The sequence below is a fragment of the Paenibacillus albiflavus genome (assembly GCF_004344915.1).
Classification (GTDB): domain Bacteria; phylum Bacillota; class Bacilli; order Paenibacillales; family NBRC-103111; genus Paenibacillus_AM; species Paenibacillus_AM albiflavus.
Window position 1 is genome coordinate 370,946 of the sequence record NZ_SKFG01000001.1, and the last position, 20,502, is coordinate 391,447.

At 43.0% G+C, this 20,502-nt stretch carries 19 protein-coding genes; 5 read left to right on the plus strand and 14 right to left on the minus strand.

Features of this window, described 5'->3' with window-relative positions:
• Positions 1 to 56: 56 nt before the first annotated feature.
• Positions 57 to 3,500 carry a methionine synthase gene (gene metH / locus E0485_RS01820; protein ID WP_132415944.1) on the minus strand — a complete coding sequence of 1,148 codons (3,444 nt, stop codon included), beginning with the start codon at positions 3,498 to 3,500 and terminating at the stop codon, positions 57 to 59.
• Positions 3,501 to 3,683: 183 nt separating this feature from the next.
• Between metH and E0485_RS01825 the strand changes: the two genes are divergently transcribed.
• The gene (locus tag E0485_RS01825) at positions 3,684 to 4,226 is read left to right on the plus strand and encodes a 1,2-dihydroxy-3-keto-5-methylthiopentene dioxygenase (RefSeq protein WP_132415946.1); all 543 of its coding nucleotides are present in this window, start codon (positions 3,684 to 3,686) and stop codon (positions 4,224 to 4,226) included.
• Positions 4,227 to 4,348: 122 nt separating this feature from the next.
• Here E0485_RS01825 and E0485_RS01830 read toward each other — a convergent pair whose 3' ends face one another.
• The 3 genes from E0485_RS01830 to E0485_RS01840 form a co-directional block, all read right to left on the minus strand.
• Complete coding sequence (locus E0485_RS01830; RefSeq protein WP_132415948.1) at positions 4,349 to 5,146, minus strand: HAD family hydrolase; 798 nt, start codon at positions 5,144 to 5,146, stop codon at positions 4,349 to 4,351.
• A gap of 4 nt (positions 5,147 to 5,150) precedes the next feature.
• Entirely contained in the window at positions 5,151 to 5,354 is a 204-nt protein-coding gene (locus tag E0485_RS01835; protein WP_132415950.1) for a DUF896 domain-containing protein, read from the minus strand.
• Positions 5,355 to 5,475: 121 nt separating this feature from the next.
• The gene (locus tag E0485_RS01840) at positions 5,476 to 5,913 is read right to left on the minus strand and encodes a LysM peptidoglycan-binding domain-containing protein (protein ID WP_132415952.1); all 438 of its coding nucleotides are present in this window, start codon (positions 5,911 to 5,913) and stop codon (positions 5,476 to 5,478) included.
• 149 nt (positions 5,914 to 6,062) lie between these two features.
• On the opposite strand from E0485_RS01840, the gene lexA reads away from it, so the two are divergent.
• Positions 6,063 to 6,689 (plus strand): transcriptional repressor LexA, encoded by a 627-nt coding sequence (gene lexA / locus E0485_RS01845; protein WP_132415954.1) that lies wholly within the window; start codon positions 6,063 to 6,065, stop codon positions 6,687 to 6,689.
• Positions 6,690 to 6,834: 145 nt separating this feature from the next.
• Here lexA and E0485_RS01850 read toward each other — a convergent pair whose 3' ends face one another.
• Positions 6,835 to 8,232, minus strand: a complete 1,398-nt coding sequence (locus tag E0485_RS01850) for an MATE family efflux transporter (protein ID WP_132415956.1) — start codon at positions 8,230 to 8,232, stop codon at positions 6,835 to 6,837.
• Between the two features lie 156 nt (positions 8,233 to 8,388).
• On the minus strand, positions 8,389 to 8,844 hold the full coding sequence (locus tag E0485_RS01855; RefSeq protein WP_132415958.1) for a GyrI-like domain-containing protein: 456 nt from the start codon (positions 8,842 to 8,844) through the stop codon (positions 8,389 to 8,391).
• 227 nt (positions 8,845 to 9,071) lie between these two features.
• Between E0485_RS01855 and E0485_RS01860 the strand changes: the two genes are divergently transcribed.
• Positions 9,072 to 9,932: a hypothetical protein gene (locus tag E0485_RS01860; protein WP_132415960.1), complete on the plus strand. Its 861-nt coding sequence runs from the start codon at positions 9,072 to 9,074 to the stop codon at positions 9,930 to 9,932.
• A gap of 190 nt (positions 9,933 to 10,122) precedes the next feature.
• On the opposite strand, the gene glnA is transcribed toward E0485_RS01860, so the two are convergent.
• The 6 genes from glnA to E0485_RS01890 all read right to left on the minus strand — a co-directional run bounded on the left by glnA (position 10,123) and on the right by E0485_RS01890 (position 17,235).
• The gene (gene glnA / locus E0485_RS01865; protein ID WP_132415962.1) at positions 10,123 to 11,451 is read right to left on the minus strand and encodes a type I glutamate--ammonia ligase; all 1,329 of its coding nucleotides are present in this window, start codon (positions 11,449 to 11,451) and stop codon (positions 10,123 to 10,125) included.
• 232 nt (positions 11,452 to 11,683) lie between these two features.
• Positions 11,684 to 12,094 carry a MerR family transcriptional regulator gene (locus E0485_RS01870; protein WP_132415964.1) on the minus strand — a complete coding sequence of 137 codons (411 nt, stop codon included), beginning with the start codon at positions 12,092 to 12,094 and terminating at the stop codon, positions 11,684 to 11,686.
• 156 nt (positions 12,095 to 12,250) lie between these two features.
• A complete protein-coding gene (locus tag E0485_RS01875) occupies positions 12,251 to 13,504 on the minus strand; it encodes a methionine gamma-lyase family protein (protein WP_132415966.1) in 1,254 nt (417 codons plus the stop codon).
• Between the two features lie 15 nt (positions 13,505 to 13,519).
• Positions 13,520 to 14,809, minus strand: a complete 1,290-nt coding sequence (hflX, locus tag E0485_RS01880; RefSeq protein ID WP_132415968.1) for a GTPase HflX — start codon at positions 14,807 to 14,809, stop codon at positions 13,520 to 13,522.
• A 195-nt stretch (positions 14,810 to 15,004) separates the two neighbouring features.
• Positions 15,005 to 15,985, minus strand: a complete 981-nt coding sequence (locus E0485_RS01885) for an AAA family ATPase (protein WP_132415970.1) — start codon at positions 15,983 to 15,985, stop codon at positions 15,005 to 15,007.
• Between the two features lie 200 nt (positions 15,986 to 16,185).
• The gene (locus E0485_RS01890; protein WP_132415972.1) at positions 16,186 to 17,235 is read right to left on the minus strand and encodes an LCP family protein; all 1,050 of its coding nucleotides are present in this window, start codon (positions 17,233 to 17,235) and stop codon (positions 16,186 to 16,188) included.
• Between the two features lie 182 nt (positions 17,236 to 17,417).
• Here E0485_RS01890 and E0485_RS01895 point away from each other — a divergent pair, with 182 nt between their 5' ends.
• Together E0485_RS01895 and E0485_RS01900 are read left to right on the plus strand one after the other, a co-directional pair.
• Positions 17,418 to 18,194 (plus strand): GNAT family N-acetyltransferase, encoded by a 777-nt coding sequence (locus E0485_RS01895; RefSeq protein WP_132415974.1) that lies wholly within the window; start codon positions 17,418 to 17,420, stop codon positions 18,192 to 18,194.
• An 83-nt stretch (positions 18,195 to 18,277) separates the two neighbouring features.
• Positions 18,278 to 19,156 (plus strand): SDR family oxidoreductase, encoded by an 879-nt coding sequence (locus E0485_RS01900; protein ID WP_132415976.1) that lies wholly within the window; start codon positions 18,278 to 18,280, stop codon positions 19,154 to 19,156.
• Here the strand turns inward: E0485_RS01900 and E0485_RS01905 are convergent.
• The gene (locus E0485_RS01905; RefSeq protein WP_235857348.1) at positions 19,146 to 19,760 is read right to left on the minus strand and encodes a YdcF family protein; all 615 of its coding nucleotides are present in this window, start codon (positions 19,758 to 19,760) and stop codon (positions 19,146 to 19,148) included. The genes E0485_RS01900 and E0485_RS01905 overlap by 11 nt on opposite strands.
• Positions 19,761 to 19,784: 24 nt before the next feature.
• Entirely contained in the window at positions 19,785 to 20,492 is a 708-nt protein-coding gene (locus E0485_RS01910; protein ID WP_132415978.1) for a peptidylprolyl isomerase, read from the minus strand.
• Positions 20,493 to 20,502: the final 10 nt, after the last annotated feature.

Sequence of the window (20,502 nt, forward strand, 5' to 3'; positions counted from 1 at the left end):
TGGCCAAAGCAATAAAGCGCAGGAAGCCCTGCGCTTATCAGTATAGCCAATATCATTCAAGCTTTATCAACGTTAAAATAACGCGCTTCCGGATGCGCGAATACAATCGCCGACACCGATGCTTCCGGCTCCATCATGAAGCCTTCCGTTAATTCAATCCCGATATCCTTCGGATTCAAGAGTTTGAACAGTGGTTCCTGGTCTTCTAAATTTGGACAAGCTGGATAACCGAAGGAGAAACGCTGTCCAATATATTTCGCACTGAATCTCTCCTGCATTGTCATCTGGGCATGGTCTGCAATTCCCCATACATCCCGCATAATATGATGAATGCGCTCAGCAAAGGCTTCCGCGACCTCAAGCGCAGTAGATTGCAAAGCATGTGAACGAAGATAATCTCCACTCTCACGCCACTTGCGGGCAAGCTCCGATATGCCTTCTCCTGCAGTAACGATCAAGAATCCGATATAATCCATCTCGCCACTGTCAACAGAACGAATGTAATCGGCTAGGCATAAATACGGTTCAACTTCTTGACGTGGGAAGCTGAACGTATGCAGCACTCGGCTCTGGTCTTCAGGATCATAGACGATAACCTCATTGCCTCTCGATTGCGCAGGGAAGAATCGATACATCCCATTCGCACGAATAATGCCAGTATGCATAGCTTCGCTTAAGATAGAATCTACCGTCTCTTTAAGTCCAATTGCCTTCTCATCACCTTCGGCTATCAGCTTCTCAACTTTGCCTTTGAGCCCTAGGTGATGTCCGAGCAGCATTTGCATGTTCACGTAAGGAAGCAAATGGCTTAACGGATATTCGCGCAAGACGTGTCGCTCTAGATCAGGCGGTGTCATAACTGGAACGTCCTTACTCACATTGGAAGTCACATCCAGCTTAGGTTTCACTGCGACCTGCGCTGATTTGCCAGAGTCCATGACATCGGACTCCATGTTGTCCCGCAGCTCTTGCACGAGCCGCGCACGCTCCTCTGGATCGCTCAATTGATTCGCAATCTCAAGCCCATTCATCGCATCTTTGGCGTATAGCACGAGTCCCTCGTACTCAGGCTGGATGCGATTCTTGGTGAACTTGCGCGTGAGCGCCGCGCCGCCAACCATGATCGGAACGTCGATCCCCGCGTTCCGCAAATCCTGCGCAGTTACAACCATCTGCTGCGCGGATTTAACCAACAGGCCAGACAGGCCGATCGCGTCTGGCTTCTCCCGATGAAACGCCTCGATTAATTGCTCAGGCGGTACTTTAATCCCAAGGTTCACGATTTCATAACCATTATTGGATAGAATAATTTCTACTAAATTTTTACCAATATCGTGAACATCACCTTTTACCGTAGCGAGAAGAATTTTACCTTTAACTGCAGATTCATTCTTCTCCATGAATTGCTCAAGGAACGCAACTGAAGCTTTCATGACTTCTGCACTCTGGAGCACTTCCGCCACAATCAGCTCATTATTGTTGAACAAACGACCTACCTCTGACATACCAGCCATCAGTGGACCGTTAATAATATTTAATGGAGCATCCTTCTTAAGTGCTTCTTGCAGATCGGGAATAAGCCCTTCTTTTGTACCTTCAACAACATAAGAGGCAAGTCTCTCTTCCAGCGATAAGTTGGAGATTTTCTCCTTCTTCTCTACTTTCTTCGTACGGAAGTGTGCAACGAATGCTGCAAGTGTGTCATCATTCGTCTCATAGATTAACTGCTCAGCCAACCTACGCTCTTCCTCGGGAATCGAAGCATAGCGCTCTAATTTTTCCGTATTCACGATCGCATAATCGAGTCCAGCCTTCGTACAATGGTAAAGATACACGGCATTCAGCACTTCACGCCCTGCTTCTGGAAGTCCAAAGGAGACATTAGATAAACCGAGAATCGTATGACACTCTGGCATTGCTTGCTTGATCAAGCGAATTCCTTCAATTGTCTCCTTAGCAGAGCCAATATACTGCTGGTCACCCGTACCAACAGGGAAAACGAGCGGGTCAAAAATAATATCCGAACCATTCATGCCATACTTATTCACTAGTAGGTCTCTTGAACGCTTGGCTACTTCCAATTTATCCTCACGTGTAATCGCTTGACCACGCTCATCAATCGTGCCAACTACCGCAGCAGCACCATACTTATGAATAAGAGGTACGACACGTTCAAATTTCTCTTCGCCATCTTCAAGGTTGATAGAATTAATAATTGCTTTACCTTGTGAGTATTTAAGTCCAAGCTCAATTACGCGCGCATCTGTGGAATCGATCATTAGTGGGACTTTAACCTTTTTCACTACAAGCTTCAGGAATTGTTCCATATCGATCATTTCTTCACGGTCAGGGTCTTGAAGACATACGTCAATGACATGCGCACCGCCTTTGACTTGTGCACGAGCGATTTCGGACGCCTCTTCAAACTTTCCTTCGACAATCAGGCGCTTGAATTTACGCGAACCAAGTACATTCGTTCTTTCCCCTACCATGTACGGACGATTCTCTGTTTCAATATAAACCGTTTCGATACCCGATACGGCAGGTGCGTGAGAGCCCGTTAGCTCTCTCGGACTAAACTTGGATAAGGAATCCGCCAGAGCTCTGATATGATCAGGCGTCGTACCACAACAACCACCTGCAATATTGATCCAGCCCTGTTCAGCAAAAGCGGTCATTTTCTTCGCAAGAGATTCTGGCGATTCGTGGTAATGGCCATTCTCGTCAGGAAGTCCCGCATTCGGATAACAGGAGATCGATGTATCTGCAATTTGAGAAAGTGTACGAATGTGGTCACGCATGAATTCTGGACCTGTTGCACAGTTAAGACCGACGGATATTGGCTTTAAATGCTCAAGCGAAATATAAAATGATTCAATATTCTGACCTGCGAGCGTCGTTCCCATCGGTTCAATCGTACCTGAGATCATAATCGGCAGTTCACGATTTAGAGCAGAAAATGCGCGTTTAATCCCGATCGATCCTGCTTTGACATTAAGCGTATCCTGAGATGTTTCAAGCAATAATGCATCAACACCAGCTTCCATTAGGGCCAGTGCTTGTTCATAATAACTATCTTCAAGCTGCTCGAATGTTACCCCACCTGTAACAGATAAGGTCTTCGTAGTTGGACCCATCGCACCCACAACATATCTTGGCCATTCAGGAGTTGAATATTTGTTTGCAGCTTCGATAGCTAATCTAGCAGCTTCCAAATTGATTTCTCGAGAACGATCCTGTTGATCATACTCTGCAAGAACAACACTTGTAGCACCGAATGTATTCGTCTCGATGAGATCCGCTCCAGCTTCCAAGTACAGCTCATGTATTTTCGATATAATATCTGGTCTTGTTAAAACCAGCATCTCATTACAACCATCTAAATCCTCGCCACCAAAATCAGCACCTGTCAGATCTTCTTGCTGAATCATCGTGCCCATTGCACCATCTAATATCATAATTTTCTTCGTTAACTGATCCGTAATAGCAAGTTTTCCCATCTGTTTCTCCTTCTTTCCCCATAAACATCCGACTATTCTAACAAATTGATTATAAGTTTAACAGAAAGGTCGCATTATGAAAAGAAAATCACCTCATATGTTCTATACAGCGGAAAGAAATTCCACTATAATAATGCTTATTATTATATTCTTATTATCACATTGGAAAAGAGAGGGATTAAAGTGGCAGAGATTCGTATACGGAATACAGGTGAGCGTATTAGCGGTGAGGAGAATGTCAAAGCATTCTTAGATAAACAAGCTGTATTATATGAACATTGGGATGCTACCAAGCTTCCATCGCATTTGCATAACAAATTCGTTCTAACGGATGAAGAAAAAAACGAGATTCTAACAGCTTTCAATACAGAAATTATAAATCTGGCGGGAAGACGCGGCTATCGCACTTGGGATGTCATTGCGTTATCTGATGCTACTCCTAATATAGATGAACTTCTCGCAAAATTCGAACAAGTTCATACACATTCGGAAGATGAGGTCCGCGCGATTGCAGCAGGACAAGGAATTTTCGTTATTAAAGGTTCAGAAGAGGTTGGTTACTTCGATGTGGAGTTAGAAGCTGGTGATTTGATCTCCGTTCCTGAACGCATCCCTCATTTCTTTACCTTAATGGATTCCCGTCAAATCGTAGCGATCCGTCTGTTCATCGAAACAGAAGGCTGGATTGCAACACCTTATGATGATCCAGATTTCGTAGTTGCTTAATGACTTAGCATCTAGGAATCAAAAGTTATCCATTCTAATATATTCAAAAGAGGTTGCTCCATAAGTCCAAGACTTAAGGAACAACCTCTTCTTTCGTATTCTAGAATTTATTACTCTATAGATTAGAGCTGATCACGATCAATGATTTCTTGAATTTGAGCTAAATTTTGAATCTCGTAACGAGGATGAATGTCCCCAGTTAATGATAGACCACGACGATTGATCCACATATTCGGCATGCCAACTCGATTCGAGCCGAGAATATCCGTCGTTAGTTTATCACCGATCATAACACCTTCGGCTGCATGAATACCGAGAACGGACATCGCATGTTCAAAAAGAGATACTGCCGGCTTACCTTCGGTAAAGTTGCCCGAAATAATAATATGATCAAAATAACCTGCAAGTTCAGGGACGCCATCGATCTTCTCTTGCTGAAGATCAGGTGCTCCATTCGTTAGCATAAGCAAAGTATATTTAGACTTCAGCTGCTTTAACACTTCGAACGTCTCTTCATATACATAAGGACGCTTACGACGCTCTGCAGGGAACATTTCGCCTAGTTGATGTCCTAATTCTTGGTTATCAATGCCTAGAGCCTTAAGACCTCTTGTCCATGCTTCTGTACGGTAAGTTGAAGCTATCGCTTCCAGCTTGCGGAAATTCTCATTCTCTCCGCCTGTAAAATGAGCCCACAAGCCTTCAAATGGATTAATACCAATATTTTTCGTAAAAGGAAACGTTTCATATGAGGCGTACAATTCTCTAGCTTCCGCTTTTACCGCTTGCTCAAGCTCATCCGGATTAACAGCTGCATGCTTGGCAGCATACTCACAAGTTACACGGAATGCTTCTTCAACACTCCGCTCATCCCATAATAACGTATCGTCTAAATCAAACAGAATCGCTTTAATCGTCATCGTATTATTCTCCCTTCTTTGTAGGCTCCGTTACATTACCATCTTCGTCAACAAACTTGACATTATCGAGTTGGCCTCTAACCTGACCGGTAATAAATTGAAGGTACTTCTGACGAAGCTCTGCGCGTTCAGCTAGCTCTTCAGCGGTAAGCGGCTCTATTTTAGCTTTTCGTGCTAATTCATTGATACGATCTATTGTTTTCTGCATCTAGTTGATTGAACCTCCCTGTGTTTCCGTTCATGAGTTGGAATTATCATTAATACTTTGACATTCACTCAGACCGTTGTCAAGGGTAGCGCTGATAAATATTGAATTATCGGATAATCGCTCAGGGAAGCTGCAGCCTTTGGCCTTCCATTACTACGGTAGAAGTCAAATGATTTAATGCCATGATCTTCTTTATATAGGTCCGTTTGTCGATTTGAGCAGATGCATGTTCTGTAGCAATGGACCATAAGGTATCACCACTATAAACAACAACATAAGTTGGCTGCACATCGTCTGCTTGCATATTGGATGTGTCAGTTGATTGCGCACCTTTGACACTAACCGGATCGAGCGCGGCATAAGCATGCACAATCGCACCTGACAAGAACACTAAAGTAAGAATAGTAATCAAAATAATAAGTCGAACGGCTTTAATTGGCTTTGTCTTACCAGTCTGCGTATTGGCTTGTCTAGCCTTTAACGGTTGAGCATGATTCGTACGGTTCACACTTCTATGTAAAGGTCCTGCTGTTAAATTAGCATGATTGGATAAATACATGATTTTCCCACTCCCCAAACGTTTGTTCTTATTTGTTCTCAATTTAACACGAACATTTGTTTGTGTCAATAATTTTCGAACTTATGTTTGTACGAACTTGGGTTCTGTGGTATACTTTAGAAAATGATTACATACTGGAGGGCTACCCCGTGAGCAAAGTGTCTCAACGTCAATTAGCCATTCTCGATTTTATTAAAACAGAAGTTAAATCCAAAGGTTATCCCCCATCCGTTCGTGAAATTGGTGAAGCTGTCGGACTTGCCTCTTCATCTACTGTTCACGGTCACTTGGACCGTTTAGAGAAGAAAGGCCTAATTAGACGCGATCCAACGAAGCCAAGAGCGATTGAAATTCTAACCGATGAGGATTCCAAAGGTGCAGAGAATTTTCAGTTGGCTGTCAAGCGCGTACCGTTAATCGGGAAGGTTACCGCTGGTGTTCCTATTACAGCAACCGAGAATATCGAAGATTATTTCCCACTTCCAAATCACTATGTTAAAGAAGATAATGTATTCATGCTAAGTGTTAGCGGGAATTCCATGATTGAAGTTGGTATTAACAACGGAGATTATGTGATTGTTCGCCAGCAGCAAACTGCAGATAATGGAGACATCGTCGTAGCAATGACTGAGGAAGACGAAGCAACCGTGAAGACTTTCTATAAAGAGAAGGATCATATCCGCTTACAGCCAGAGAATTCAGATCTTGAACCTCTACGCCTTCGCAATGTAACGATTCTGGGGAAAGTCATCGGACTGTTCCGCAATATTCATTAGTACTTATTCATTAATAAAGTGGCTGTCCATGGTAGTAAGTCGACTAATGGGCAGCCACTTCTATTATTTGTAAATCAAATAAAAGGAGCCCATTTTACATGCGCTCCTTTTTTCTCTTTCCTGTGAAACGATCTACTATCGTTTATTAAATCAATTTATGCTTATACCACTTCTCGCCTCTGAATCTCCACATGAAAATGGATCCACGTACAACCCACTCCGCAATCATGGCAACCCAGACGCCGATAATTCCGAACCCGAATGTAATCCCTAGCACATAACCGAACACGACTCTGAATAACCACATTGTAAGCAGTGAGGTGATGGATGTAAAGTTGGAATCGCCTGCAGCACGAAGTGCCGATGGCATTAGGAAGCTGAACGACCACAGTATTGGGTTCGCGATCGCCGTCATGAGAATGATAATATAGATCGTTGGAATAATCTCCTCTGGTGGTGAGAACATCCTAACGACGAGCGGGAGTACAGGCAGCATGAGGACAGCTAACACAATAAAGGACAGAGAAGATAATCCCATAAATGACTTCGCGAACTTTCTGGCATCCTTGATATTTTTGCTTCCTATGCATTGTCCGACTACAGTTACGACAGATAAACTGAGCGCATTCGCCCCTATTTGAAGCACTAACGTAATTGAGCCGCATATAGCATTAACCGTCAAAGCAAGCGTCCCTAGCTGCACGATAAACGTCTGCGTAAGCAACTTACCTCCATTAAAAAACATCTGTTCCGCAGCAAAGGGCAAGCCGATGAACATAATTTTTTTGATAATCCCAAAATTAATACGGAGTGCATTTTTTAGTTTAAATCGCAAGGAATGATTATATTTAAGCAAATAAATGATCGACGTTACTGCGCCTAACACCCTAGCCAGATTAACGGAGATCACAAGCCCTAGCACACCCATCTGCATTACCGAAATAAGTAGGATGTTCAATAGCAAATAGGTCATATTCATGATCAAAGATAGCCTCAGACATGCCTTGGTTTCAGCCGCTCCCCTAAGAACACCGCTTACCGCTTGAAAAAGAGCAATGAACGGATAAGAAATACAGCTGCCAATCAAAAATATTTTGGCATTCTGGAAGACATCGGCTTCCGCATGACCGAACAGCAGATTCAACGTCGGCGTATGAAAAATAACGACCGCTAAGCTAATCACTACCGACAAGACCGCAACAGCAGAAATCGTTTGTGCAGCAGCATTCGACATCATCTTTTCGTTACCGCTGCCCTTATATTGTGCCACGATTACCGTACCGCCTGTAGCAACCGCAATGAATACGTTAAGGATAAAAATATTGAATGAATCTACCATACTAACCGCACTAACTGCTGCTACCCCTGCTGAACTGATCATTGCTGTATTCAGCAAGCTCATTAGGATAATAAAAGCTTGATCGACTAATAACGGGAGAATAATCGCAACAATTTGCTTATAGTCTATGGAATCTCCGGTAAAATACTTGTTTAGCCAAAAAACAGATTTGTTCTTCACTTTGTTTATTAATTGATTTAACATTTGACCACTTCTTTTGGTTATAACCATATATTATCTTGCCAACAACCGAACCTACCATCAAAAAACGAAAAAGAGCCACACTGGGACATATAACCCAGGACTCTTTCATTTGAACCAAATTAAACTATACTCCTCTTGCCTTGAAAAAACAATCACTTATGGTTCGATTGCTTTAATTGGCACAAAAATATCCAGTTGCCTATATCCCATGACTTGATAGGCTGAATCAGGAGTAATCACATGGAACATCGTATAATGTCCCGGACGCTCATCAAGTTCAAAGCAGCTGCTATGATTGACCCATTCGATAATCCCTTTATATACACGCTCTCCATCTACATCATTCTCATCCTCAGACACTGCAGCTGCGTACAATCCCCCAGGGAATTGAACGACATCAAAACCGTTCGTGTCCTCCAAACCGTCTGGTAAAGCATAATACCAAACCAAATGATTCTTTTCTTGATCAAAAAACATAAAATCACGAGGGAAAAACGCATCCTTCCGCGTCTTATTCACCTCAGAGAACCACTCATCGAATTCCTCAATTCCGTCGATTCCTGATGTGACCATCCTAGCTTCTGGCAATCCGATAATGCGAATACCTTCCATAAGATAACCCCCTCTGTATTCATAACATAAAAATAACCCTAATAAACTATGAAGTCTGTGAGCCTCGTCATAGATTTTAACCGAAACAAGAAAAAACGACATAGCTTTACAGACTATACCCTTTGGAATAATTATGAATTATCTGTAATTTTAGGTAGGATAATGTTACTCAACGTCGAAGTGGTAATATGTACCAACAAAAAAATATGCTGGAGGGTAATAGATAAATGAGGATGTTCATAAAAATATTGTTGCTTACACTAGTTATTGCTCTATCTGCTTGTAGCAATAGCAGTGATATTGTTAAAAAGAGTGAAGAAAATATTAAAGATAGCAGCCTGCCAATGGAAACGAAGGTGCCTGAGAGCTCATCGGATTCAAAGGAATTTGAGCAGTTGATGGGCATGACTGTATTACAGGGAGTAAGAAGCTACTTCGAATACGAACAAGGTACTGTTCCTCTCGAATTGCGAAAACAAATGACTGGCTTAATCACAAAAGCAACCACCACCTTTCCTAATGGAAACAAAGAGAAGTTCATAAAACTAGGCGAACATATTGAAAAGGATAGCTTTGAAAATGCCAGAACAGCTTTTTTAGAGTTGGCTGATATCTACGGACTTCAGGTGGTTGAATCAGAGGTAAAGAAGCAGGTGAAAGAGAGTATAAAAACGGATGTTCCTAATATTTCCAATTTAATCGCAGACCTTGATCCAACAAAAGTGGAAGCAACAATAAAAGAGAACGCAGAAGCTAAATGGGTTGGGGATTATGATATGCAAGCCTATGAAATAAAAAAACAAACAGAAGCTTATAAGAAATTAGTTAAATTTAATTTAGATACTGATGCAAAGAAGATATCCTTGGACAAAGCACATAAAAAATGGAAATCTGATTTTGATATGATTATCTACGAATACGAAAAACAAATGAATGCTTTTGCGGACATTCAAGCATTAAACGCTGATTCTAGCGACATGAAAAAGATTCTGGATCGCGCTTTCGAGAAATGGGGCGACGATTACAATATGGTTTTGTACGAATACAAAAAACAGTTGAAAGCATACGAGAGCTTGAAGAAGAAGTAGGGTAAAAGAGTAGCGATAGTATACATCCTACTCTTTTTGATTCATCAAGCCTTAACAATCCGCATCTCTCTACATTTAACTTTGATAATATTAATCACTACCGATTACCTAACAAAAAATACCCGCCAATGGCGGGTTATTTCTACATATAAAAACCCCCTGACGCTCACTGCGCCAAGGGATCCACAAATTAAATCATGGTCATATATTGATCGCGTTCCCAAGCATGAACTTGCGTGCGGAACATGTCCCATTCGATTTCTTTCAATTCGCAGAAATGTAGGAGTGCGTGCTCGCCAAGCGCTTCGGCGATTACTTCGTTCTTACGAAGCTCATCAAGCGCTTCTTTCAAGTTCTCTGGTAAGCTTGGAATGCCTTCTGCCAGTCTTTCTTCTTCCGTCATCACATAAATGTTGCGATCCGTAGGTGCTGAAAGCTGCATTTTGTTCTTAATGCCATCAAGACCTGCTTTAAGCATAACAGCAAGCGCTAAGTAAGGGTTTGCCGCTGGGTCTGGATTACGAGCTTCAATACGAGTGCTTAAGCCACGTGATGAAGGAATACGGATCATTGGCGAACGGTTAGATGCAGACCATGCCACGTAGCAAGGTGCTTCATAACCAGGCACTAAACGCTTGTACGAGTTAACAATTGGGTTCGTAATGGCTGCAAAACCTCTTGCATGGTGCAGGATTCCTGCCATGTATTGACATGCTGTTTCGTTCAAACCAAGCTTATCTTCTGGATCATAGAAAGCATTCTCTTTCCCTCTGAATAAGGATTGATGGCAGTGCATACCAGAGCCAGCAACACCAAAGATTGGTTTCGGCATAAATGTAGCATGAAGTCCATGTTGACGTGCGATCGTCTTAACAACAAGCTTAAAGGTTTGAATTTGGTCAGCAGCTTTAATCGCATCTGCATATTTAAAATCGATTTCGTGTTGGCCCGGCGCATTCTCGTGGTGAGAAGCTTCAATCTCAAAGCCCATTTCTTCTAATGTTAGCACGATATCTCTACGGCAGTTCTCACCAAGGTCTGTAGGCGCTAAGTCAAAATAACCAGCTTGGTCATTCAGCTCCATCGTTGGATTGCCTTTTTCGTCTGTTTTGAAGAGGAAGAATTCTGGTTCTGGTCCAACGTTCATTGAAGTAAAGCCCATTTCCTCAGCTTCTTTAAGCACTCGCTTTAGAACGCCACGAGGGTCGCCAGGGAAAGGATTGCCATTTGGCAAATACACGTCACAGATTAGACGAGCGACTTTGCTTTCCATTACCCACGGGAATACCACCCATGTGCTTAAATCAGGATACAAATACATATCTGATTCTTCAATGCGCACATAGCCTTCGATGGATGATCCGTCGAACATCATTTTGTTATCAAGTGCTTTCTCTAGCTGACTTACAGGAATTTCGACATTCTTAATCGTTCCTAGCAAATCTGTAAACTGCAGTCGAATAAATCTTACATTTTCTTCTTTTGCGATTCTAAGAATGTCTGCTTTTGAGTAACTCACTTCAATTTCCTCCTACATGTTTTGCGGGTTATCTAAAGAATTATGTACCCACAATCTTGGTATGGTTTTTAATATGTGGACTGAATCAGATCACTTATTTGCAACCTGATTAGACATCAACTTGATAGAAAATACTAAAAATACTGAAACATTCGTACCATACAGCTCTACACAAGCAGAAACGGCTTCGCCCTATAAATTCATAGGACGAGCACGTTTCCGAATAAAACGTTTAATTAGAATAAAATCGTGATAATTCACCTTGAATAAGTGATACTTGTCCAGGACGCTTCGCCACTAGCAATTGCTGTTTAAGCAAACTGTGTAATTGTAGATCAGTTAACTCTTTCCGTTTGACTTCCGATTGGTCATCGAGCACGGTAGCATCTTCATGAGCATTAGCGTTAGGCCCGATCATTTGTTTAATACCAGCAATATTAACGCCTTTCTCCAATAACTCCTTGATCCGAAGAAGGCTAGTTACGTCATTAAACGAATATAATCGTTGATTCCCTGATGTTCGCGCTGGAAAAACAAGTTCATTCTGCTCGTAATAGCGAATTTGGCGAGCTGTTAAATCAGTCAGCTTCATCACTATTCCAATAGGAAAGAGTGCCATATTCTTGCGGAACTCATCGCTCAAAATTTAATCACTCCTGTAATTTGTAAGCCATCTAGTTGCCTAAATGACATGTCAAAACTATTCCCATAGGATACCCCCGATGGGCTTCGCCTTGATAACCTATTTAACATTGTATGCCCGTAGGAGTAGGATGTCAATCACCTATGTTAGATAAGTTTACAATAAATGATGATTGATCATATTTTGCAAGGCTGTGAGTACGCCAAACTTGGCGTGCGCGTAGGTTAAACCGCCTTGCATGTAAGCGATATACGGCTCACGAATCGGCGCGTCAGCGGATAACTCTAGTGAGCCGCCTTGAATAAACGTGCCTGCTGCCATAATGACAGGATGCTCGTAACCTGGCATATCCCATGGCTCAGGCACGACATGCGCATCTACGGCAGCCGCTCGCTGGATGCCTTGCACGAACGTCACGAGATGCTCCGCGCTCGTGAAGCGTATCGCTTGAATGAGGTCGGTTCGCACCTCATTCCAGGCTGGGCTCGTCTCGAAGCCGAGCCCTTCGAATAGGGCCGCGGCAAGCACCGCGCCCTTAACCGCTTGCCCCACCATGTGCGGGGCAAGAAACAACCCCTGGTACATGCTGTGCGTCGCGCCCAGCATGGCGCCAACCTCGCCGCCGATGCCCGGCGCGGTGTGGCGATAAGCGGCGAGCTCAACGAGTTCTCGCCGCCCTGCGATATAGCCGCCTGTGGATGCTATACCGCCACCTGGGTTCTTGATCAGCGAACCCGCAATGAGATCCACGCCGACCTGCGGCGGCTCAAGCTCCTCCGTGAATTCACCGTAGCAATTATCCACGAACACGACGAGGTTCGGGTTAATCTCCTTGACAAATCGAACCATCTGTCCGATTTGCTCCACGGTGAAAGAACGGCGCCAGTCATATCCGCGAGAGCGCTGGATGCCAACAACCTTGACATCGCCATCTTGTAACGCGATGCGAATCGCATCCCAATCTGGCGATCCATCGCTAGTTAGCGCAACTTCTCCGTAGCCGATGCCAAAATCCGCTAGCGAGCCTTTGCCATCACCAGGTTTACCAATCACTTTATGTAAAGTATCGTATGGCGTTCCTGTGATATACAGCAGCTTATCTCCCGGACGCAACACGCCGAATAAAGCCGTCGAAATCGTATGCGTACCTGATGCAAAATGCGGTCTGACGAGCGCCGCTTCAGCACCAAAAACATCGGCATACACAAGATCCAGCACCTCACGACCCCGATCATTATAGCCATACCCGGTTGATCCAGCAAAATGGTAATCACTCACCTTATGCTTCTGAAAGGCTCTAATCACTTTCCATTGGTTATGGTCGATCAGCTTGTCAATTTCCCGAAATCTCGATTGTGCGCGTTCTTCCGCCTGTTCAGCTAGTTCTGTAATTCGATTATCAAAAAACATATTCCTTACTCTCCCTTATGTCTGAGACACATAATCACGCAATTTGCTTGATACCTTCGCGTAATCATCGTCGTTAATTCTAACTTCATAAACAATCTTCTCATCTAACACTTCTGTACGGATGACCTCACATGTTCGATGCACTAAAGCGGACAGATCGCCGCGTTCTACTGGTATCGTGAGGACTAGCTTATGTCCAAGCAATATGTCTTGAATTTTATGCACAAGCTTGTCCAAATCTTCTTCCAGGTAAGCTGACATGCGAATCGAATCGCCTGCAACGGTTAGCAGTTCAGACTCAGCAGTAGGGCATAGATCAATTTTGTTAAAAAGTGTCAGCTGCTCCTTACCATCCGCGCCTAGCTCGTGAAGAACTTCATCAACAACGCGCATTTGCTCCGTACGCATTTCAGATGAGGTATTCACCACATGCAAGATTAAATCCGCTTCACACACTTCCTCCAATGTCGCACGGAATGCAGCAACCAGACTATGTGGTAAATTCTGAATGAAACCCACCGTATCGGTCAGCACGATTTCTTTGCCGCTAGGAAGCTCGAGCGCTCTTGAAGTCGGATCAAGCGTTGCAAATAGCTGGTTCTCAATATAGACATCCGCATCCGTTAATTGTTTGAGCAAGGTTGATTTACCTGCATTCGTGTAACCGACGAGCGCAACTTGAAACACACCCGCCTTCTTGCGTCGTCCTCGGTGCAGCTGACGGTGGCGAGTCACTTCCGACAATTGTGCCTTAAGCTCGGAGATCCGATTCCGAATATGTCTTCGATCGGTTTCCAGCTTTGATTCCCCAGGACCTCTTGTCCCAATCCCGCCGCCAAGCCGCGACAAGTTCTTCCCTTGACCTGACAGCCTTGGGAGCAAATAACTGAGCTGTGCCAGCTCCACCTGAATAATTCCTTCACGCGTACGCGCCCGCTGAGCAAAAATATCTAAAATCAGCTGCGTTCTATCAATAATCTTGACATCCAGCGCAGCTTCCAAATTCCTGACCTGTGCGCCTGAAAGCTCTTGATCGAATATCGCTGTGTTCGCATCCAGTTCTTCAAGCAATTGTTTAAGCTCTTCTACTTTTCCCTTCCCGATAAACCACTTGGAATCAGCCGTATCCTTGTTCTGCATCATCGTATCCAGAACTTCCACACCTGCGGTTTCAGCCAAATTGATCAATTCATGCAACGAGTAGGCAACTAGCGCCTCACTCTTCTTAATCTGAGCTGTCACAAGTGATACCAGTACTGCGCGAGCCTTTATCTCAGTTGTTACCTCATGCACGGATATTTTCATCGCTTCACCTCTATTTGTGCAACCACTGTTTCATCCTGCTTAAACTGTGTTGTAAGAAAGCTACACAGAGTATACCATGAACAAAAGACAAGTTAAAACGATAAGCGTTACAGTAAAAAAACAGCAATTAGGCATCGAAGCCGTACTGATGACGGTTCAATTTATCCCATTTGCTGCTTTTTGTTTATTTTAGTTTTAAAACAACCCCGCTTTTTTTTCAAACCGAATATCCTCAGGCTTAATTAACATCAGTTCTTGCTTAGTAGGCTGATGAGTTTGTGGATGCTGTTCAAGAAGACGAACCGCATGATGTCTTATTGCACGTTCGATAATATTGCGTACGTAACGCGCATTGCTGAATGTGCTGAACATCATCGCTTTCTCGGTCGTTAAATGCTGTCTCAGCTTCATTTCACTTGCGGATGAGAAAATATACTCTCTTTCTTTGGTCATCAACTCCGCTATTTGCATCAATTGATCCACCGAATAATCAGCGAAATCCACTTGGATCGCAAACCGCGACGGAAGTCCCGGATTTGTGAGAAGGAATTGTTCCATTTCATCTGAATACCCGGCGAGTATTAATACAAAGCCATTCTTATGGTCTTCCATAGATTTTACAAGGGCATCAATCGCCTCTTTACCGAAATCCTTCTCTCCCCCACGCGCTAATGAATAAGCCTCATCGATGAACAAGACACCACCCATTGCTTTTTTGACGAGTTCACGCGTTTTAACTGCGGTATGACCGATATATTCCCCTACCAAATCCGCACGTTCAACCTCGATTAAATGTCCTTTGCTTAACACCCCCATCGTCTGGAACAGCTTTGCCATAATGCGTGCAACGGTCGTCTTACCTGTGCCGGGGTTACCTTTGAATATCATGTGATACACCTGAGCACTCGATATCAGACCTGCTATCGAACGATATTGACTAATTTGAAGCAAAGCATAAATTTCATACACGAGCTCTTTGACATTATCTAGACCGATCATTCGATCAAGATCCTTTATCACGTCAGCGAACTGACCTTGCTCTGGAAACGTACGTCCGTTCCTAAAGTCACCCGTCTTCGGGAGTGCAGATCCGTTGTCATTTTGCCTTAATACAATATTGATCTGCCGTGAATTTCTGCCAGTCGTTACAGGGTCTGATGACAAACGCCCATTCACCGCCTCTCACTTTCAACTCGGATGTATGATGTGGTTTGTGCGTGAGCTTTGAGTTACGCCCTATGTGTACATTATATTGGCGAAACACAAATTTTATTTATAAGCTATCAAAATAGGACAAGCCAGTTACATCTTGTTGAGCCATAAAAAAGCCACGAAAATACGGAATCGTATCTCCATGGCTTCATGAATGTATGTAATTAAGGTCTTGTTCCTGGAGCTGGCGTTGTAGTTGCGCTAGAAACATTGGAGCCATCTTCAGATGTTTGCGGTGTTGCCGTCTTACCTTCTAAAGTATCTTTAAGTGCTTGACGTGCTTGCTCAATTTCTTCCTGAGAAAGCTCGATAAATGGAGAGATCCATTCCCCTTCCAAGCTGATATATTGAATTTTACTACGATCAATTCCAATATATTTCTGGAAGAAATCCAATAACTTGCTTGCTGGTATGTCCGTTTGGACATGATCGCCTGCAATTTCCATTAGCTTATTAAGTTTCATAACGCCGCCGAGTGAGAACACCTTGCCAAGCATCTGATCAATAACTTCATGCTGACGCTTGTTGCGCTCAGTATCACTGGATTCAGCAGTACCCATATTCGATTTGCGATAGCGAACATAATCGAGTGCCTGTTTACCATTTAGTGTCTGCGGCCCTTTTTTCAAATTAATGTTCGTTCCATCTGCATTATCAACATAGCGCATATTCATTGGTACATCAATATCGACACCGCCAAGTTCATCAACCATTTTTCTGAACCCATCAAAGTCAACAGATACAGCAGCATCAATTGGTATCTGGAAAAAATTTCCGAACAAATCTCTGGTATGTTTATAAGCAGTTAATTTTTCTTTATTATGGAAGTATGGGTAATAATAATTTGCTTTGCGTGACGGTAATCCTTTGCCAGGCGACAGATGTGAATCCCTAGGTAGTGATACAATGGTTGCAGACTTCGTTTCCGGATTCAGCGTTGCCACCATAATAATGTCACTATTCAACGAACCGCTCTCTGGCCGGTTATCTATTCCGAGAAGCAATAAAGAAATCGGTTTGACTGCTTCTACCTCCACATCTGTCACCTCGTCTATTTCTTTGCCCGTTGTGGTGGCACCGATTTTATCTACCGTCGTTGTAATCGGTTTAATAATCATTAAATAAGCTGCATAAGAGCCAGATCCAAATAAGGATAAGGACAAGAATATTACAATTCCTCTTAATGTTCTGCGTAATTTACGGCTTTGTCCCATTTGATGCCTCACTTTCTTTATTCCTAAGCACAATATTCGTATTATAACATGACAAGATCCTCAAAAAGGATACAAATTCTTAACAAAACTAAAAATTGACAAAAAAATTGAAAAATCAATTGCATAAATAATCAAAATTATGTATATTTATTAGAAATTTTATCGAGAGAAGGTTGTCTTGTATGTTAAATTCTCCTGAATTTATAAGGACATTAGAGAAATTAGCGTATGATCTGTGGCCTCCTGAGCATGAGGAAGCTATTGGAGAGTGGAGGCTTAGAGCTTCGCAAGGAATAACCAAGAGAGCGAATTCTGTATTTACGCTAAATCAAATACCTGATGATCCAAACTGGTTTACGAAAGTAAGCGAATTCTATCAGCAGCATCAGTTGCCTGTACATTATCATGTCAGCGATGCTTCGCCATCTGAGCTTAAAGAAATACTTGCTAGTCAAGGCTTCTACGAGCATACGGATTGTACAGTCATGGTCGCTGACACAGAAGAAGTGCAGCTATATGCAGGGCAGCGCATCACAAACGATGCGAATGACATCCGTATCATTCTGACACCACAAGTGGATGAAAGTTGGATACAAGATTTTTTGCGAATATCCGAATATGATCCTTGTAAATTTCATTTTTATGCTCATATGTTAGAACGTATTAAGGGGCCACAATGTTTCATTAAATTACAAAAAAATACACAAATCATTGGAATTGGTACTGCAGTCTCTCAACATGGCTGGACTGGATTATTAAACATCGCGATTGATCCCGAATTCCGCGGACAAGCTCTTAGCTATTATATCCTTCATGCTCTTGCCGAGTGGGCATCTGAGCAAAATTCACCTAATATGTTTTTGCAGGTCGTTACAGACAATATACCCGCAGTAAAGTTGTATCAGAATAGTAGCTTTAAACCGCTATACCAATATCATTATTGGAGTCAACAATCTTGAGCATTAAGGCATAATTATATTGCGCGTGCCACATCCTAGTTATTGGGATTATATCCTTATAACGTTACTGGAGGTGTTATCAGATGTCTGAGCAAGCTGCTAATTCACAAACCAAGCTGACATTTCCCCCACAACATCAAGCTCATCAGCCTGGCATCGAATCAGAAATGACTCCTAGACCGATTTTTCAAAGGTCAAGCTACAAATCAGCAGGGAAATTAATGAACAAAACGGCAATTATCACAGGCGGAGACAGCGGAATCGGTCGAGCAGTTGCGGTTACATTCGCCAAAGAAGGTGCTAATGTCGTAGTCGTTTACTTGAGTGAACACGAAGATGCGACTGAAACCAAAGAATATTTGGATAAAATCGGAGGGCAGCATCTATTTCTTGCTGGGGATATTGGAGAAGTACAATTCTGTCAGGAGATTGTAAGCAAATCGATTTCTACATATGGTAAGTTAGATATACTGGTTAACAACGCTGGTGAGCAGCATCCACAATCAAGTATCGGACTTATTACACCGAACCAGCTGCTTCGAACTTTTCAAACCAATGTATTTGGAGCCTTCTATTTAACTCAGGCATCACTGCCTTATTTGACAACAGGAAGCTCAATTGTGAATACAGCATCTATAACCGCATATAAGGGAAGTAAGGATCTGATCGATTATTCTGCTACCAAAGGAGCGATCGTCTCTTTTACCCGTTCCTTATCGCAATCTCTAGTTGGTCAAGGCATCCGAGTAAACGCGGTAGCGCCAGGACCAATTTGGACACCATTAATTCCATCGACATTCGATGAAACCAAGGTGTCCAAATTCGGTGCTGATACCCCTATGAAACGCGCTGGGCAACCAGAAGAGCTAGCCCCAAGCTATGTATTTCTTGCAAGCGATGACTCGGCATATATTACAGGACAAGTCATCCATGTTAATGGCGGCGTGATCGTTAATGGATAAACAATTTGGTCCATTCCCACTTGGCGAAGGCGAGCGTCTCTCTCGCCTGATGCCATGGCATGAATAAGGCCTTGGAATCCGTAGTCGAGATATAATAAGAAGATAATCCAACAGTTCGAGCTATATCAAGAGCTCTCGCGCCATGAAAATGATGCGTCACGATTATGGCACTCCTCCAATCATGGGTGTCCATGATTTGCTTCGCATTTACGAGATTCTCATAAGTCGATGTTGATTTACCCTCTAGCATAATTGAATCTTCAGGAATTCCGTGGTTCACCAGATACCGCTTCATCGCTTCAGCTTCAGTAATGATCGCTCCGCTAGCATCCATTCCACCCGTGACAATGATATGATCAAAATATCCATATTGATATAGTTTAATAGAATGATTCAAGCGCTCCTTAAGCCCTGGACTAGGCTCATCATGCCAGATGGAAGCTCCTAGCACGATACCAACATCTGCATGCTCAGGCAACTGCTGATCTAGCGCATCATGAATTCTCCACTGGACGTAAGCTGTCCAGATCCCCCCAATAATGAAGAGAATAAGAAAAGAGCGCAGTGAATACCGCAGCACTTTACTCCTCGTCGGTTTGTTCAACTGGCTCTCCCCCAATATCACTACTTATTTTTCTGTAATCTTGATTGCATTAATCGTTACTTTCTCCGATGGCGTGCTTGACTCACCTGTCATCGGATTGCGTTCAACAGGCGTTTTGGCAATTACAGTTACATTCTCCATACCTTCAATCACTTTACCAAAGATCGTGTAGTCATTCTTTAGACCTTTGGAATTTTCTCCTGTGCAAATAAAGAACTGAGAACCGTTCGTGTCCTTGCCCGAATTCGCCATGGCTACGATTCCTGGTTCATAACCAACTTTCGAAGGCAATTCGTCTGCGTATTTATATCCAGGACCACCTGTACCAGTTCCAGTCGGGTCACCCGTCTGAATCATGAAAGTCTCGATAATGCGATGGAAAATTACGTTATCGTAGAAGCCTTCCTTCGCTAGAAAAACAAAGCTATTCACTGTATTCGGAGCATCCTTGGCAAACAATTCAATTGTAAATTTGCCCTTGGATGTATCCACTTCAGCTAAATAAGTTTTATCCGTATCAATCTGCATTGCAGGTGGATTGCTCCACTGCTTTCCGTTAGTCGCAGGCTCACTAGGAGTCGGCGTAGGCGTTGGAGCCGGTGTTGCTCCACCTTGAGCTGCTGGCGTAGGTGTTGGCGCAGGAGATTGAGCCTCATATTTCTTGCCACATCCAGCTGTAATTATTACTAAAACCATTACTACTGCGAATAAAGTCGTCCATTGTTTACGCATGTTGTTCATA